Here is a 17,983-nt window from a genome sequence, read left to right as displayed (position 1 = left end):
GCTGTTTTTATTGGCCTTTATTCAGTATAGAGTTTTCTTCGGGCTCTGAATTTTTTGCCGGTGTGTGCTTCGCTGTCGACTGGGAGGCACTAGCCGTTAATGATGCATCAAATTCATCTTGGCCGTAGGCTTCAGAGCGTGCAATCGCATCCATAACCGCTTCGTTGTGTAGTTGTTGGCGAATATCATCCGCTCCTACTTGTTTTTCAATATCTTCTTTTGCTTGGCTTAGCATACGCTTAACGCGACCAATGGTGAGCGCCGTAGAGCGCACTGCTTCGGGCATACGCTCAGGCCCAACCACTAATAAAGTGACGACGGCGATCAACAATATTTCAAACAAGCCCATGGCGTTTTATTTTTTTTCGCTGTCGTGAGCAACAGATTCTTTATTCTGTTCACTCGCTTCACTATTTTCTGCGTTTGCTTTCTGCTCGTCGTCGTTATTGAGGGCTTTTTTAAAACCTTTTACCGCACCGCCAATATCCGCACCCATCCCTTTTAATCGCTTAGTACCAAAGAGCAATACAACGATGACCAAAATAATTAACAACTGCCAAATACTAATACCACCGAAACCCATAATTATCTCCTAAACGGTTCTGCTTATTATGAACCTTTATTATTTTGAGCCCTTGTTATTTCGAGCCGCTTTTTCATCAATGCCCGACAAACCAAAACGACGCGCCAGCTCATCTTGCACGGCTTGCTGGTCAAGACCTAAGTGCGACAGCATCACCATCGAGTGAAACCATAAGTCGGCGGTTTCAGCGATAACATCATGCTGCGTACTAGGTGAAGGGGCGGCATCAGCATCTTTGGCCGCCAAAATAACTTCGGTTGCTTCTTCACCCACTTTTTCTAAGATTTTATTCAAACCTTTAGCATGGAGTTGAGCCACATAAGAGCCGTCTGCATCGGCTTGCTGTTTTCGCGTTGCCAATACTTGGCTAAGCGATGCTAAAATTTCACTCATGTTTTTATCCTATTCATTCCGTCATAGATTCAATTAACGTATCGATGATGACGCTTATTGAATACACCTTAACTCGGAAACGGGTTGACGTTATACCGGCATAATAACACTAAAGCCACTGCCAGACCCATCGGTGATCCGCGCTAACGGACAACTATCAACTTTCAAGTAAAAAGGTCACCGGCCCATCATTGACTAGAGCGACTTGCATATCAGCAGCAAATACGCCGGTTGCCACAGAAAGAGTATTGATCGCTTTCGCCTGCTCAACAAAATAGTCATATCGCTGCTTGGCAAGCTCAGGAGCCGCCGCCGATGAAAAACCCGGACGCAAACCCTTTTGGGTATCTGCAGCCAAAGTAAATTGAGAGACGATCAGAAGGCCACCCGCTATATCGCTAACACTCAAGTTCATCTTATCTTCGGCATCGGCAAACACTCGGTAACGCACAATCTTTTGCAACAGCTTATCAGCCTGTGCTTGTGTATCACCGTGCTGCACGCCCAATAGTAACAATAAGCCTTGATTGATAGCCCCAACGATGTGGCCATCAATAGAGACCGACGCACTACTAACTCGCTGAATTAAACCACGCATTATATTCTTCCTCCTAGCCGACGCACTGCTAGCCTTTTACTTCGCTGGCTGGAAACATCACTAAATGGTCAAGATCCAAATGGATGCCGATATGCTCACCTATCGCATGATCATGGTGTGATGACGCAAAACAGTACAATTCTTGCCGAGAGGGCAATTGCACACGATACAAAAAATGGGACCCTCTAAATTTTTTACTCACGATTTGAGCGGTAACGTTACTATCATCGTCATGCAATAGATCATCTGGGCGAACCAAAATATCAACCGCCTGCCCCACCGCATAAGCATGTGTATCGTCTATTGCTAATAGGCCTAATGGCGACTCAACCGCATTCCCTTCTTGAATAATGCCATGCAAAAACTCACCTTCGCCCACAAAGTCGGCCACGAACCGACTCGTTGGTGAATGATAAACGGAATACGCCGTATCGCTTTGTAAGATGCGCCCTTGATTGATAACCGCCACTTTGTCGGCCATCGCAAAGGCTTCGTTCTGGTCATGAGTGACGAGTAATGCGCTCATACCCTCATGCAATAGAATGTCTCTTACTTCAGGAACCAATCTCTCTCGCATTGAGCTATCAAGCCCCGAAAAAGGTTCATCCAGCAACAACAATTTAGGCTTAGGTGCCATAGCACGAGCTAATGCAATTCGCTGCTGCTGACCTCCCGACAATTCGTGTGGATAGCGCGCTTCCATGCCGCTCAGCCCAACAAGGTTTAACAACTCAGCGACACGGGCAATGCGCTCACCACGCGTACTACCCTGTAAACCAAAGGCAATATTGTCGGCGATAGTGAGATGAGGAAACAACGCTAAATCTTGGAATACCATGCCCACAGAACGCTCTTCTGGTGGCACGCAATAACTAAGAGACGATAGGGCCTGCTCATCCATTGTGATCGAACCACTCATCACTGGCTCAAAACCGGCAATCGCCCGTAGTAATGTCGATTTACCACAGCCACTTGGCCCTAACAGGCAAGCAATTTGACCATTACCGATGGTTAGCGACGCATCATGAACAATCGCGACACCGTCATAACCGACCGTAACGCCTTCGACCGAAACATAAGCTAATTCAACACATGTTTTTACCATCTAAATATACACCTTTAGAAACGTCGTTTATGGCTTATTAATAGAGCGACTCAGTAAGACAACTGGTAGCAGCCCCACCAACACAATACATAACGATGCGGGCGCAGCATCAATTAAACGTTCATCCGAGGCCAGTTCGTATGCGCGCACCGCCAAGGTATTAAAATTAAAAGGGCGTAGGATCAATGTTGCGGGCAGTTCTTTAAGCACATCAACAAACACAATGAGTAATGCCGTCAATACCGATGTACGCATAAGAGGTAAATGCACATCACGCAACACTGCTAGTGGTTTTCTGCCCGATAACCTAGCCGCATTATCGAGATTTGGCTTTATCTGTTGCAAACCGCTATCGATTGCCCCCAGTGAAACCGCCAAAAAACGAACGGTATAAGCAAATAATAGCGCCACCAACGTTCCTGATAACAACAAGCCAAGGTCAACACCAAACCACTGTTTCGCCAAGGCAATGATGGCGTGATCCAGCCAAGCAAATGGAATAATCACACCGATAGCAATAATGGTTCCCGGCAGAGCATAGCCCATGCTAGCGAAGTTGACCGACGAGGTAATTAATACACGCTGGTTACTCCGTTTGGCATAGGCAAGTATTAGCGTAAAAACCAAAGCAATCAGCGCGGCTAAACCGGCGAGATAAAAAGAATGCCAAGCGAGCAAGCCAAAACCGTCATCAATGACCGCTTCGGTGAATGTCCAATAAACAAGCACGCTCGCGGGAATAATAAAGCCCAGCAATAATGGCAACAAACAACAAGCCAAAGCAGCCAATGCTTTCGATCCCTTGAGAGTGATTTTTTCCGGGCTGTCGGTTTTTTTGGAATGATAGCGTACTTTGCGGCGCGCATAACGCTCCAATAAAATTAACAACACGACAAACGATAGTAAGACAGACGCTAATTGAGCCGCCGCTGCGGTATCACCAAAGCCGTAAAATGCACGAAAAATACCGGTAGTAAACGTATTCACGCCAAAGTATTGCACGGTACCAAAGTCGGCCAAAGTTTCCATTAATGCTAAGGTTAAGCCCGCAATAATGGCTGGGCGAGCCATCGGCAGTACCAACGTAAAAAACAAGCGCTTGCGGTGACCGCCGAGACTGCGCCCGGCATTCAGCAAGCTCGCCGATTGCTCAAGAAACGCGGTACGTGATAATAGGTAAACATAAGGGTATAACACCAGCGATAGCATAATAATCGCTCCCGGTAAGGAGCGAATATTAATAAAGGAGTAATCACCATATTCCCACCCCATCACATCACGGAGTGTTTGCTGCACAGAACCCGCAGGATCTAATAGCCCTGTATAAGTGTAAGCGATGATATAGGCAGGAAAGGCCAGTGGCAGCAAAAGCGCCCAACTTAAGCAACGACTCCCAGGGAAGCGATACATACTGGTCAGCCAAGCCGTAGGTACGCCCAGCAAAAGCACTCCCGCACTAACACCCAACATAAGTAGCAATGAATGGCTGACGTAATCCACTAAAACGGTTTGCCACAAGTGTTGCCATAATTGAAACGAGCCAGTGAAAACATAAGTCACAATCGCGACAATAGGAAGTGCAAGCAATAAGGCAACGAGCAATGCACACCAACCCAAGGAATTAGCAGGTAATAACTTTTTGAGGGGCGCTCTTAACTGAGAACGTCTTAGAGGGGGCTTGGCGAACATGAAATCGCAGTACTCAACAGCATAAACAAAAAAACGCCATAACACGGAAATGTTACAGCGAGTCAATATCGACGTCGGTGATGACGCCATAAAAATAATAATCCCTATCTTAGCTTAATACATTAGTGGCTGTGAATCTTCTTTGCTCTAATGCCCTCTATACGGACAACTATATCGATACAATACATGCATTATGCACCACAAAGAATAACGATTACTTCCAGCCACCTCGATCCATTAACTCTACCGCTTGGCGGTTTAATTCGCCTAAACGGCTGAGATTAACACTATCCTGTGTAAAGTCGCCCCACGAACGCAGCGTATCTGATAATTCTGCAGACTCCACGACAGGAAACTCATTATTGACTGCGGCATACCATTGCTGCGCTTTATCGGAAGCTAAAAATTCAATCAAGGCAATGGCATTGTCTTTATTGCGCGCATATTGAGTCACGCCAGCACCACTCACATTAACATGTGTTCCTCGATCGTTTTGATTAGGCCAAAACAACCCGACTTGCTGAACGACTTTACGGTCACTTTCTTTATCGCTATTTGCAAGGCGGCCATAGTAATAGGTATTGGCAATCGTAATATCACAGACTCCCACAGCGACCGCTTTAAGCTGATCGGTATCACCTCCCACGGGTGAACGGGAAAAATTTGCCACGGCATCTTTAACCCATTGCTCTGTTGCTTCAACACCGGTCGCCTCCATCATAGACGCAACTTGAGATTGGTTATACACGCTGTTAGACGAGCGAAAACAGAGGCGGCCTTTCCACTTAGGATCAGCAAGCGCTTCATAGGTTGATAATTCGGCTGGATCAACCTTTGCTTTTGAATAAAAAATAGGCCGTGCCCGCTGAGACAAACCAAACCACATATTGTCTTTATCGCGCAATGCGCTAGGTATATTATCCATTAATACCTGACTATCAATTGCTTGCAACACCTTAGCCGCTTTCGCGCGCTGTAAACGCCCGGCATCGACAGTAATAAAAACATCGGCAGGAGAGGCTTTTCCCTCAAGGCGCAATCGCGTTAACAATGCATCCGCTTTACCCGTCACAAGGTTTACTTTTATCCCGGTCTTTTCGGTAAAGGTCGTTAATATGGGCTTAATCAACGCTTCTTTGCGAGCAGAATAAACAAAAACTTCTTTTTTTTCTGCGAACGCTTGCATGGGCGACAATACCATCAATGTGGTTGTCGCCAATAATGCATTGCCGAACAATACACTTCCGGCAAAGAAATTTATGACTTTTTTCATAAGGATGTCTCTTGTAATGACGAAGAATAATATTTTTTAACTTTACGATAGCCCATCAATAAACGGCCAACTTTACAACGGTAGCGAACTATAAACGATGAATAATTTTTTAATAGCTCAACACTTTCTACTAAAGGCGAAAAATATATAGCCCTTAGTGTTTGAGGCATACGCTCGGACTGACTTAGGCCAAAGGTAAGCGGCCGAGTATTTTCGGAATAGTGAAAGCAGAAAAACCAACGATCCCAACATGCCAATGCCACACCAAAATTTTTATCCCGATGACGCTGCGCTACCGAATGATGAATATGATGTTGCGCTGGCGATAAAAAAAATCGTTCTAACCAGCGCGGATAATTCAAGGCTATATGCGAATGCCGTAAATTAGCGCCCAGCGTATTAAACACCACCACAAATATATTGGCACCTAACACGGTAAACAAGCTTACTCTATCCCCCAAAAAGAATACGGCTGACGCAATCATAATTGATTGCACCAGAACGGTACGACCCGTAAAAATAATACCTTCAACAGGGTGTGTTCTCAGCACCGTAAAAGGATTCAGTGTTTCTGCACTATGATGCACTTTATGAAAAACCCACAATAGCGGAACACGATGCATTAAAAAATGCGTAAAAAATCGAAAGAAATCATCAACAACGAAATACAACAAACTAAACAATAGCGCAATAGAGGTGTCAGACCATGATGTTAAAAATAACGGCCTTGCAGGAAACAGTTCATAAAAGGTGTAAAAAATAGCACCTGAAAAACTAAGCTGAGCTAACAAATAAGGCGATAAAAATAACATCAATAAGCGGTTCAACAACATCAACTGATAATCAATTCTTGCTGAAGGTGACCACCAGATAGCTTTTGAAAAAAGTGCTTTTATGACAACAAAGGCATTAAAACGCTTAACCCATAACAACCACACAAATGCAGCAATGAGCGAGAATGCTAAACAGCCCACAAATAAACGCTTCTGGGGATTTAGAAAACCATCGATAAATTGTTGATAATATTCAATAAGCATAATCATAAATAAAAAAAGGCTAGCGGCAATAGCCGCTAACCCTAGGTGGTATTTTTACAAAAATACGACTAATCATTCCGCTTTAGTCATTCTCTACACTACTACCTGAACCAATTTTTTTCGCCAAATCACCAATGCTGGCAAGCGCATCATTATTTTTTTCCTGCACATCGAACTTGTCTACCATCAGCTTTTGTACTTTAAGCATATGCAGCATGTACTCTTCTAATGTCTCAGATGTTTCTTGTGTATAGTTACCACTTGCATCAACACCAGATACTTGCGTGTTACCTAGCAACACAGGACTAAAACCAATCATACGATTGAGTTTTACTGCTGTTTCACCCAAGTTACTTTTACCTGTTTGTAGCGCCAAAGAAAATCCTTTTAGCTCTCCCCAGTGTTTAGCATACTTACGGAATATTTTGCTGGCATCGCCATTCGCTTCAACGGTTGCTTTTAATTTTTGCAAATCTTTATACGTTGAACCTGCATATTTAAAGACGGCTTCAGCAATGACTTTTTCCCACTGAGTTTCGATTGTTTGTGCGTAGCCTTTTAATTGCTGACGCTCTTTATCACTGAGCGCTTCGCCTTTTGCATCGGCAATAAGTTGACGACCATCTAAAAACGCTTGCATGATAGTATGCAAATATTTTGTTTTACCGCCTTTATCAAAACCCGCAGCATAATAAGCGTGCGCGAATGCCATTTCGTTTTTCAGGTCAACCACACCATCTTTATTTGCATCAGCTTTTACAAAAGCGTCGGCTTTTTGCTTAGTGATGTTATACACGTCTTTTGCGGTTAACTGCATCGTATGTGCTGGCGCACCAAAATAGCCAAAACCTTCATCCCATGAATGTTCTTTACCTGTGTAATAAGCACCTTTTTTATAAGGCTTATTATTAGGCTTGTTATCAGCATCTAGCTTTTCATCTAAATAATTATCTACCGCTTGATTATAAAACACAGCACCCATAACAAACTTAGAAATTAGCTGCTTATAGTCATAGCCGGTTAATGGATCATAACCGCCATCGGTCGCTGCGGCTTTATCAATCATAAAGGTGACCACTTCAGGCCCTGTCATATTTCCAGGCCAACCCGGCACCGCACCTTTATAGGTTTTTCCCGATAAATTTTTCTTCTTAGAAATTTCATCGATTGTCGTTTGCTTAACAATAAAATCGCCTTTGGTCTTAGGATCAAAAATCACGCGATCGCTATCTTTACCTTCATAATAAGACAATAACTGAGATTTTAACTCAGCATTTTCTGAGCCATTGCCTTTAGCGGATAGCTTTTTAAGCGAGTTATGTAGTACATGACGAGCTATCTGCCCGGTATAGGCTTCTGATGTTTTTTTATCGCCTGTATAACCTTTAAGTGTAACAGGGAAGCCGGCATAGACTTTTTGCTCTGAGTGATCGCCATGGCCCGCCGCTATTGCCATTGAACTTGCACCAACTAACATCAACGCAGAAACGAGAATTTGCTTTTTCATAAGTAGACCTTTTAGTCAATATAGGGGTAGTCAATAATTATTGTGCGGCAATTTATCATTACAGAAAAAATAACACAAGTGAAAATCATTATCATTTGTATTACGAATGAATTATTCAATGGCTCTATAAAGCACCAGCGCCTTGAGCAGACTGACGCAAGGACTTACACTGCGACACTCCATTATTCACCACTGCAACCATACTATGACTATCCCTGAGGCTTGTTTATGCACTTTTCTCAATCCGTTTTGCTCTGGTTTGACCAGCATGGCCGCAAGCACCTTCCTTGGCAGCAAAATCGAACAGCATACCGAGTATGGGTATCAGAGATTATGTTGCAGCAAACACAAGTAGCGACGGTCATCCCTTACTATGAGCGCTTTATGACGAGTTTTCCTGATGTATTTGCACTCGCCAAGACCTCACAAGACGAGGTACTCAAACATTGGGCCGGACTAGGCTATTACGCCAGAGGGCGCAATTTACACAAGTGCGCACAGACCATTGTTGATTTACATCAAGGAACCTTCCCAAATACTGTCGATAGCTTAATTGAGCTGCCTGGGATTGGGCGTTCTACTGCAGGCGCTATTATCAGCCTATCCTCCGGAACACGAGCTGTGATATTAGATGGCAATGTTAAGCGGGTACTAGCTCGATTTCATGCTGTGGAAGGCTGGCCCGGAAAAACCGCTACGGCGAACAAACTATGGAACTACGCAGAAGAACACACCCCCGATGTACGATGTGACGACTTTAATCAAGCAATGATGGATTTGGGAGCAACGCTTTGCACCCGCAGCCAACCAAAATGCGATATATGCCCATTACAAACACATTGCCTCGCCCACAAAGCGCAACAGGAAACAATGTTTCCTCATAAGAAACCAAAAAAAGCGCTTCCCGTAAAACAAGTACGATGGATTATTGAGCGAAGCCCTGATGGGCAATTATGCTTGGAACAACGGCCACAGCAAGGTATTTGGGGGGGCTTATGGAGTTTTCCAGAAATAACGGTCGACCCTGAAAGCTTATCCGGAAACGAAAGCGCCTCTATTAAAGCCTGCTCGGTTAAAACCCACTATCCGCCAACGGCAAAAATAGAGCCTTTGTCGGTATTTCGTCATACCTTTAGCCATTATCATTTAGACATTCACCCCATATTAGTTGATTTACCACAAACACCATCAAGCCGAGGGGTTCGCAGCGACAACCAACGCAGCTGGTTCACCCAAGAACAACTAGGTAGCATCGGTTTACCTGCGCCAGTCGCTAAACTTATCCCCCAATTAACACTGGAAGCTAAATAACTTTAATTGGCCTATCCGCCAGTCTGCGGGCTTGGTAAACTGCTGCCTTAAAGAAGCTAGCCATAGCACGACGGCTCGTTTTTGCATCATAGAACACAATCAATTACTGAGGTTTTCTCAATGTCTCGCATGGTGATTTGCAAGAAGTATCAAAAAGAACTGCCGGGCTTAACCACTCCCCCACTACCGGGCAAGGTAGGGCAGGACGTGTTTGATAATATATCCCAACAAGCATGGGGCGAATGGATGCAACATCAAACAATGCTCATTAATGAGAAGCAGCTCAACATGATGGATATGGGTGCACGCACTTACCTTGCAGAGCAACGTGAGAAGTTTTTCAATAACGAAGACTACGAGCAAGCAGAAGGATATGTCCCGCCAAGCGACTGATGCCGCTACCAAAAGCAAACTCAAAATAAAATCATCGCCACTCGTGGTTTTTCCCTTGACTCAACGCGCAAGAGCAGGTTTAATACGCGCCTTTCTAAGCAACGGCATCCACCCTTTGGAGCCTTCTGTTGCAGCGAAGCCCGGATAGCTCAGTTGGTAGAGCAGAGGATTGAAAATCCTCGTGTCCTTGGTTCGATTCCGAGTCCGGGCACCATTCATCATAAGGCCTCCAGCCTGTTTTCATAAAATCCCAATAATGAAAAATATGATTTGGTGTCAGTTTTGGTGCTAGTTTCTCATTTTGGTAGCCGTTACGATTTTCTCTTTTCCAGCCACTCCAACACATCACTTTTTAACCGGCCAATACTCGATTCGCTAAGATAAATATGTTTTGGAAATTCACCTGATATTTGAGCGCCCAGTTACTGCTTGGGATTAACCGGCTAACTAGTCGAAGCGTCATGCGCTTCGACTTCCCTCAAGTTAAGAGACACATCGCTAGAGTTATTAGAATTTAATACCTTAAGAAACATGACATGAAAAGTATGTTAATCCACAACGGTATGTAATGGTATGGTATAACTTGAACCACCTAAGCTACCAGCGACTACTGGGTCTTCGACATAAACCTGAGATATAGCGTTCGCTTGCGCCTGAGCCAAGGTTAAATCCGCCACAATACTTAAATCTTCTTTTAAAATTAAAATATGAAGTTCTTTTGTTCGCCCCAAGCTGTTATCGCTGCGATTATATAATTTGACAGTATCGATCGCTTGCCCCGACTCCAACTTCAATTCACCCTGCCACCACACATTACCATTACCGGTACCTGTATGAGCAATAGGGTCACCTTGACCATTCAGATCACCACGCGTATTACCATCAATCGCTTTTTCTGCCGAATACTCAATACCAAAATGATTAATCATCGTTGCATGAGTAAATACGAGCTGATTATTTAACACATCATAAGCCTCAACTTCAGCCAGATGAAGATACGCATCGTTGGGGTTAACAGAGTCTGATTCCTTAAAAACCATGACATGGAAAATGTTTTCATCTTCCATAGCATCTGACGACATAGCATAAGTTGAACCACCTAAATTACCCGCCACCACTGGACTTTCAACATAAACCTGAGATACAGCACTCGCTTGCGCTTGCGCCAAGGTTAAATCAGCTACACCACTTAAATCTTCCTGTAAAATTAAGATATGGAGTTCTTTCGTTCGTCTCAAACTGTTATCACTGCGATTATATAATTTGACGGTATCGATCATTTGCCCTGGCTCCAACTCCAATTGAGCTTGCCACCACACATTACCATTACCTGTACCTGTATGAGCAATGGGGTCACCCTGACCATTCAAATCACCACGAGTGTTCCCATCAATCGCCTTATCCGCGGAATACTCATCGCCAAACTGATTAACCATCTTTGCATCAGTAAATTTAAGTTGGTTATTCGATGCGTCATAAGCTTCAACTTCTGCTAAATGAAGATACGCATCATTAGGGTTATCAGAATCTGACTCTTTAAAAACCATGACATGGAAAACATTTTCATCTTCAACAGTGCTTGATGGGATGGCATAAGTTGAACCACCTAAGCTACCCGCCGTCACTGGAGTTTCCACATAAATTTGGGATATAGCTACCTCTTGTGCCTGCACCAAGGTCAAATCAGCTACGCCACTTAAGTCTTCCTCTAAAATTAATATATGCAGCTCCTTTGTTCGCGCTAAATTATTATCACTGCGATTATATAATTTGACAGCCTCAATCGTTTGCTCTGGCGCTAATTCCAATTCACCCTGCCACCACACATTACCATTACCGGTACCTGTATGAGCAATAGGGTCACCTTGACCACTCAGGTTACCACGGGTATTCCCATCAATGGCTTTATCCGCTGAATACTCGGCACCATAGTCATTGATCATCGTAGCATTCGTAAATACTAGCGGGTTATTCGATGCATCATAAGCTTCAACTTCCGCTAAATGGAGATACGCATCATTAGGGTTATCAGAGTCCGATTCTTTAAAGATCATCACATACATTGTCGATGTATTTTTTTCTACCTCCAAAACAAACTCATCACTGACAATCCCGCCAAGACTATCATCCGCCGTTACACGCACCACCAAAGTCGCTATATCATTTACTGCTGGAGTACCACTAAAGCGACGATTAGCACTATCAAAGGTCAACCACTCTGGCAAGCCTGAACCATTTACCAGTGCCGCACTTAATAATAGTGGGTCATTATCACTATCTACAAAAGTGTCTGCAGCTAACACAAATTCAAATACTGAATCGACTGAAGTGATTTGGTCTGCAACTGGGGCATTCAACGTTGGCGCATTATTTCCAAAAGCCAAGCGATATTGACATTGTTTATACACTCCGAAAATCGGGTCACCGAATACACTATTATTGCAATTTAAAGAACCTTCAATACTAGTCAACGTGTTGTACGAATCAGCCGCACCATAGCGGACAGTCGCTGTTTCTGGAACCACACAGCTTTGCCCCTCATTTGCGCAGAAAACCCAATCACTAGATGGCACAACAACCTCTAGTACGAACTCATCACTTACAATGCCACCCCTACCATCATCCGCTGTTATCCAAATACTTAGCGTCGCCACATCATTTACGGATGGCGTGCCAATAAAACGGCGATTAGCACTATCAAAACGAAGCCAAGAGGGTAAATCGACACCACCTGCAAGTGTTGCCATTAGTGACAAAGGGTCATTATCACTATCAACGAATGTATCAGTAGCCAATACGAATTCAAACGCCGTCTTGACCAATGTCGCTTGATCCGAAATCAAAGCATTCAAGACTGGGGAACTATTACCTTCTGTAGCCAAACGGTAATGGCACTGCTTAGGCTGCCCAAAAATTGGGTCGCCGAATGTATCATTACGACAGGCTACAGAATTATCAACAGCAGTTAGTGTGTTATAGAAACCGGCGATACCATAACGAACCGTCGCTGTAGCAGGTACCTCACAAGTTTGTCCCTCATAAGCACAGAACACCCAGTCAGTAACTCTCAATAGAAAATCACCATTTACTACTCCGCCACGACCATCATCTGCTGTTAGTCGCACAGTTAAATCACCGGCATCCCCTACCAATGGAGTACCACTAAGACGACTATCGGCTTTATCAAAGGTCAACCAGCCTGGCAAATTCTCCCCATCAACTAATGATGCGCTAATAGATAGAGGGTCATTATCCGCATCGACAAACGTATTAGCGGGCAACACCAATTCAAACGACTGATTAGCATCCATCACCTGACTACTTATATTCAGGTTTATTACCGGGGGCACATTGCCCTCAGTAGAAGATGTTGGCTTATATTCACAGTGTTTGAACGTCCATTTTTTAGGGTCACCAAATACAAGATTATTACAACCCACTTCGCTCTGCACATAATGCTGGTAAGAGTAACTATCGCTCGCACCATAACGCACCGTAGCCTCAGCAGGTACCGTGCATGTTCCTCCCTCGTTGGCACAGAATATCCAATCTGTCGCAACAACAAGCGTAAAATCATCGCTGACCTGCGCGCCCTGACCGTCACGAGCCGACACAGTAATATCATACGAACCAACCGAAGACGCCAGAGGCTCACCGATAAAGACATTATTAGCGACGTCAAATGATAACCATGAAGGTAACTCGCTACCACCGACTAAACTGGCGGTAATCAATAATGGATCATTATCCGCATCACTAAATAGATTGTCAGGTAAAGCAATATGAATAGGTTTACTTTCCTCAACGCTATGATCACTCAACGAAGTATTAAGCACAGGGCTAGTATTTTGCTCACCTTCGTCGTGTATATAATAACGGCGATCTAAACTACGCAGGAAAGCCACTATCGCATCACTTTCATATTCGGTAAATGTTGTAGAAGTGTGAGAAGTATTTTGCAGTACTGACTCTAATGTTGGGGCACTACCATCGTGCAAATACGGCGCACTATCCCACAGTTCAACTAAAGTAGGTGTACGAATTTCAGTTAAAGCAAAACCTAATCGCTGGCCTGATGCTGCCGTAATTGTCCCTACATCATGATTTAAACCATCACGATACGCCGCTCCCGTGTGACAGTCACGACAGCCCTTTTCTTCAAACAATACACGACCCTGCTTCACTAACGGGGGTAAAGCACCGTTACTACTATAAGGTGAACGCAATACGCTGTCTTTTTGTAAGCTGCTAACATAAGCAGCCAAGGCATCTAGGTCAGGTGAAATACCACTTGTAGTTTCACTCAATGGCGATACATCATTAGTAAAAGTAAGACCTTCAATCAAACCCTCAGCACGATTGAGATGTTCAAGCTGTGCTTCGAAATCTTGCACTTCATCAAAGTTAGACGACCAGTGCAAATTACCAAAACGAGTACCACTACTACCACGTAGAGAAATGGTATTACGCAAGCCTTCACCCATATGTGTAAGGTCCCATGTCATACCATCGTGGCCACCATCATCATGGCAAGAGGCACAACTCATATAACCCTCAGGAGAAATATCAGGAACGCGGGCATGATAGAAGACTTGCAAACCACGCAACTCTTCTGCAGCAAGCGTATCATTTTCTGGAAGCACGGTGATTAATGTTTCCTCAACACGCGGTTGCGTACCGTAGTACATATGATCCGCAATATCCAAGCGGGTCACAGTACGATCCGTAAAATTTTTCACGTATAAATTACGAGGCGTGGCACAAAGACTCTGCGGAGCTGCGCCTGTGCTTGCACGATAAATGTTATTATTTTGATTCACAAATGCAATCACATTATTCCCCTGCAATGCATGCACTCGGGTAACTCCATCAGGAAGAATCGTCATACCAGAAGGGTCTGCAGCATTATCTAAGTCAATAGTACCCTCCTGAGTTGTTGGGTCTATATTACTATCCTGATGATTGACCAAATCCAATATCGCAATCATTGGACGAATGGTATTGTCATCATCGAGTGATAGGTTATTTAAAAACTGACCGCGTTCAACATTAGCCTTATTTGCCGAAATGTAAGCCGTTTGGTCATCAGGGCTAATCACGATACTGCGTAAGTAATTAGGCACTCCACTGCCATGATCAAGGTCATCTGGCACTAATACTTTATTCACTCGAATCTCGGGCTGCAAAGGATCACGAAATGCCATATTGCCTGCAGTGGCAATATCGTAAACCTCACCATACTCTTTGTCAGAAATAAAACGGGTTACCAGCAAACGCGAACCATCACTGGTGAGAGCCATAGCCTTAGGCTTATCCCCTACCGTTAACGTCGAAATCAACTGTTGCTCAGCAATATCAATTTTCGCAATTTGGCCACTGTTATAAAGGGACACATACAACATGCCATCATGGGCGACAGAAGCTACCGGATTGGCTCCGTAGTCAAACTCAACTTCCCAAGAGGATTCGCTTGCGGTAGTGCCGGAATCATCAACATGATAAAAACGAATAACATCTAAATCACTGTAAGTTACCGCCAACCAGTTAGCCGTTCGTGTCACCGATGACGGCTTACCACCAGCCTGCACAATCACACTGTCAAACGTTTCTGTCGTTACAGTAAAAGTACTCGGATCAATCGTGGCACGCAGCATACTTACTGTATCGTTATGAGGGTTCACCGCCCACGCTAAATCAAAACCATCATTAGCTTCACAAGCTAAATTGCCCGAATGATTAGCGACAAAGGGATTCTCCGTTGAAGGTGCAGGCTCAACCGGTTTAATATCAATCGCTTGATATTGACTTTCTCCCGTGGTGAAACTAAAGGAATAAGGCTCCATCATGTTGCCCATGTAATCCTGAACAACACCGGCGATATCAACACGATATTCATCACCGAAAGTTAAATCATTATCAGGAAAAATAGAGACGGTGCCCGTGTGGCTAGAAAGCATATCAAATGTAATTGTTTCATTCGTACGAGTATTGGTTACCGTTACCGCACCCGCTAAGGTATCACTACGTAGAGTTTCAGGAATATGGAAGTGAATAAAGGTATCCACTGGCACATTCGCTTCATTGGCGAGTGGGCGATGGCCAGAGACATACGGTGGGATAGTATCAGGAGCATCGCTGGTGACAATAAAGCACATGCCCTGCTCATTAACGCGCTCATCAATATAAACATCCGTAATAGTATAAACATTACCGTTAGACTCGATAATATCACCGACCTGAATATCAACATTAAATATCGCTGAAATACCCTCATCAACTGTCCGCCCTACATGAAAGCCCCAACCATATTCACCATCGCGGCCTACACGATGCCAAGCGCCTTCGATCATCGTACCACCGGTGTATTCAATAATCATTTGGGTCTCGAAACGATCAGCACCGCCAAATGCACCCACCTGACCTAATGGACGAAAATATTGGCTTGAATCACAAGCGTGGCTAAAACCATCTAATACATCAATAATATTAACCAACTCCTGCTGATCAATATGCTGATCGTCACGATAAGCATTCTCGCAAGCATCTAAATCCACCTTAAAATGATCCACAAAGGCATAGCGATCCTGAAAGTTCACATACATCGGATTACTGCGAGCATTACCATCTGACGGATCATTTTTATCTTGATCAAAGTAAATTTCACAACTGAGAAAAGGGTTAGCTGGATCGGTAAAATCCACCATAAATAATGAAGGAAATTCGCGACGGGGAGTAGCTCCTTTTATTCGAGCTGACCATACAATCTTATTCGCACCATAAGGTTCAACCCAGTAACCGCCCAAACGCTCTATGTTACCGTTGGGGTTAACTAACTCTGGGTTATAGTGACTAACCAGTCGCGGCAGCTGCCCCTGATGCATACCCGAAATATCATAAATAGACATACCTGTCTGTTGCTGATCTGAAGCAAAAATCAAAAAATTACCAGAAAAAATAGGGAAGCCTGTGGTACCAGTAAGACCAATATGATCCCATTCGGCGTACACTTGTGCATCACTCCAGCCATGCTCTCGGATAGAATATTGCTCAGAAGGAGCAAAAAGATATTGCCAATAATCCTCTGTATGATATGGAGACGTTAGATTGCTGTACGCCCAGTTTGGCAACCCCCATGGCGGTTCACCAAATGACAAGCTATCTTCAACCGTTTCACCTTGATAGTTGTAACGTAGCCAACCACCTGTACCAAACCGGAAATTACGGCCAACAGACACATAAGCGGCTTCATTGTCATAGCGGGTAAAATGTGCATGAGAATGAACTCCAGCTCCCCTGTAACAAGTACCCTCAAAACAATTGTGCTCTGCAACAAGCGTGGGATTAGTTAGATCAGATAAGTCCCATGCTGAATCAGTGAAATCAGGAACAATACCAACAGATGATGAACCAGATTCTTGCGGATTATTGATGAGTAAGGGGCCTGAAATACTTAAAATTGAAGTGCGGCCACGATCTCCGCCTCGCTTAGCTAAAACATCGCCAGCAGAGCCGTAGTCAATATTAGGTGGGTAATCTGCAGAAAAAGTGTTATTAGAAATAAAAAGACATAAAAAGCTGAATGATATGACAAATATTTGATGGCGCATGGCTAATCCCTGTCGTTATTTGTTTATTATTTATCTCACCACTATAAAATTATCGTAAAACAATTTCAACACGGATATAACGAGCCTTTACAAAAGCACCACCATAATACAACGAGTAGATTTTCAGCGACTCAAGCTCAAACTTTATACCTCTTCGTCATAGCCAGCGCCTATACCATCCAAGAAAAAATACATTGGCGTAACGGCTTTAACAAAGATAGGAAACTTTTACTATTAGGATAAATGGGGGTTGAAATAGCGATACGGGCCTGTTTTGAACAATAACCTCTGATTTAACTCACCCTGTATTTTTATCTACCGTAAGCTTATGAGCGTGCTTCGACAAATTTTAGGCCTGATACATGAGCACCTCAACAATACAACCATGACTCCGTTAGCTGACTTTTGTATCTGATAATTTCTCATTACATACCTATCCAACCTATTTCCAACTTAATGACGCTACGTCACCTCAAAAAGTAAAGGC

At 43.8% G+C, this 17,983-nt stretch carries 12 protein-coding genes and 1 tRNA gene; 3 read left to right on the top strand and 10 right to left on the bottom strand.

The features are described from left to right. Window positions 1-7: 7 nt before the first annotated feature. The 9 genes from tatB to ACZ5O6_RS00900 all read right to left on the bottom strand — a co-directional run bounded on the left by tatB (window position 8) and on the right by ACZ5O6_RS00900 (window position 8,185). Window positions 8-349, bottom strand: a complete 342-nt coding sequence (tatB, locus tag ACZ5O6_RS00940) for a Sec-independent protein translocase protein TatB (protein WP_447091985.1) — start codon at window positions 347-349, stop codon at window positions 8-10. A gap of 6 nt (window positions 350-355) precedes the next feature. Continuing rightward, window positions 356-583, bottom strand: a complete 228-nt coding sequence (tatA, locus tag ACZ5O6_RS00935) for a Sec-independent protein translocase subunit TatA (RefSeq protein ID WP_447091986.1) — start codon at window positions 581-583, stop codon at window positions 356-358. Window positions 584-622: 39 nt separating this feature from the next. After that, window positions 623-976: a phosphoribosyl-ATP diphosphatase gene (locus tag ACZ5O6_RS00930; protein WP_447091987.1), complete on the bottom strand. Its 354-nt coding sequence runs from the start codon at window positions 974-976 to the stop codon at window positions 623-625. A 157-nt stretch (window positions 977-1,133) separates the two neighbouring features. Further along, window positions 1,134-1,574: a D-aminoacyl-tRNA deacylase gene (gene dtd, locus ACZ5O6_RS00925; protein ID WP_447091988.1), complete on the bottom strand. Its 441-nt coding sequence runs from the start codon at window positions 1,572-1,574 to the stop codon at window positions 1,134-1,136. A gap of 28 nt (window positions 1,575-1,602) precedes the next feature. Beyond that, window positions 1,603-2,679, bottom strand: a complete 1,077-nt coding sequence (locus tag ACZ5O6_RS00920) for an ABC transporter ATP-binding protein (protein WP_447091989.1) — start codon at window positions 2,677-2,679, stop codon at window positions 1,603-1,605. Window positions 2,680-2,706: 27 nt separating this feature from the next. Next, the gene (locus tag ACZ5O6_RS00915) at window positions 2,707-4,368 is read right to left on the bottom strand and encodes an ABC transporter permease (RefSeq protein WP_464283523.1); all 1,662 of its coding nucleotides are present in this window, start codon (window positions 4,366-4,368) and stop codon (window positions 2,707-2,709) included. A 214-nt stretch (window positions 4,369-4,582) separates the two neighbouring features. Further along, window positions 4,583-5,641, bottom strand: a complete 1,059-nt coding sequence (locus ACZ5O6_RS00910) for a Fe(3+) ABC transporter substrate-binding protein (RefSeq protein ID WP_447091991.1) — start codon at window positions 5,639-5,641, stop codon at window positions 4,583-4,585. Next, a complete protein-coding gene (locus ACZ5O6_RS00905; protein WP_447091992.1) occupies window positions 5,638-6,684 on the bottom strand; it encodes a sterol desaturase family protein in 1,047 nt (348 codons plus the stop codon). The genes ACZ5O6_RS00910 and ACZ5O6_RS00905 overlap by 4 nt, the downstream gene beginning before the upstream one ends. 76 nt (window positions 6,685-6,760) lie before the next feature. After that, window positions 6,761-8,185, bottom strand: a complete 1,425-nt coding sequence (locus ACZ5O6_RS00900; RefSeq protein ID WP_447091993.1) for a DUF4856 domain-containing protein — start codon at window positions 8,183-8,185, stop codon at window positions 6,761-6,763. Window positions 8,186-8,413: 228 nt separating this feature from the next. Between ACZ5O6_RS00900 and mutY the strand changes: the two genes are divergently transcribed. The 3 genes from mutY (at window position 8,414) to ACZ5O6_RS00885 (ending at window position 10,103) form a co-directional block, all read left to right on the top strand. Next, window positions 8,414-9,496, top strand: a complete 1,083-nt coding sequence (mutY, locus tag ACZ5O6_RS00895; protein WP_447091994.1) for an A/G-specific adenine glycosylase — start codon at window positions 8,414-8,416, stop codon at window positions 9,494-9,496. Between the two features lie 120 nt (window positions 9,497-9,616). Next, entirely contained in the window at window positions 9,617-9,889 is a 273-nt protein-coding gene (locus ACZ5O6_RS00890; protein ID WP_447091995.1) for an oxidative damage protection protein, read from the top strand. Window positions 9,890-10,027: 138 nt separating this feature from the next. Then, a tRNA-Phe gene (locus tag ACZ5O6_RS00885) sits at window positions 10,028-10,103 on the top strand. A 334-nt stretch (window positions 10,104-10,437) separates the two neighbouring features. Here the strand turns inward: ACZ5O6_RS00885 and ACZ5O6_RS00880 are convergent. Beyond that, window positions 10,438-17,496, bottom strand: coding sequence for a putative Ig domain-containing protein (locus ACZ5O6_RS00880; RefSeq protein ID WP_447091996.1), 7,059 nt, complete (start codon window positions 17,494-17,496; stop codon window positions 10,438-10,440). Window positions 17,497-17,983: the final 487 nt, after the last annotated feature.

This window comes from Eionea flava (assembly GCF_055393785.1).
Note: the sequence above shows the minus strand (reverse complement) of the source record. Positions and strands in the feature narration are given on the sequence as shown.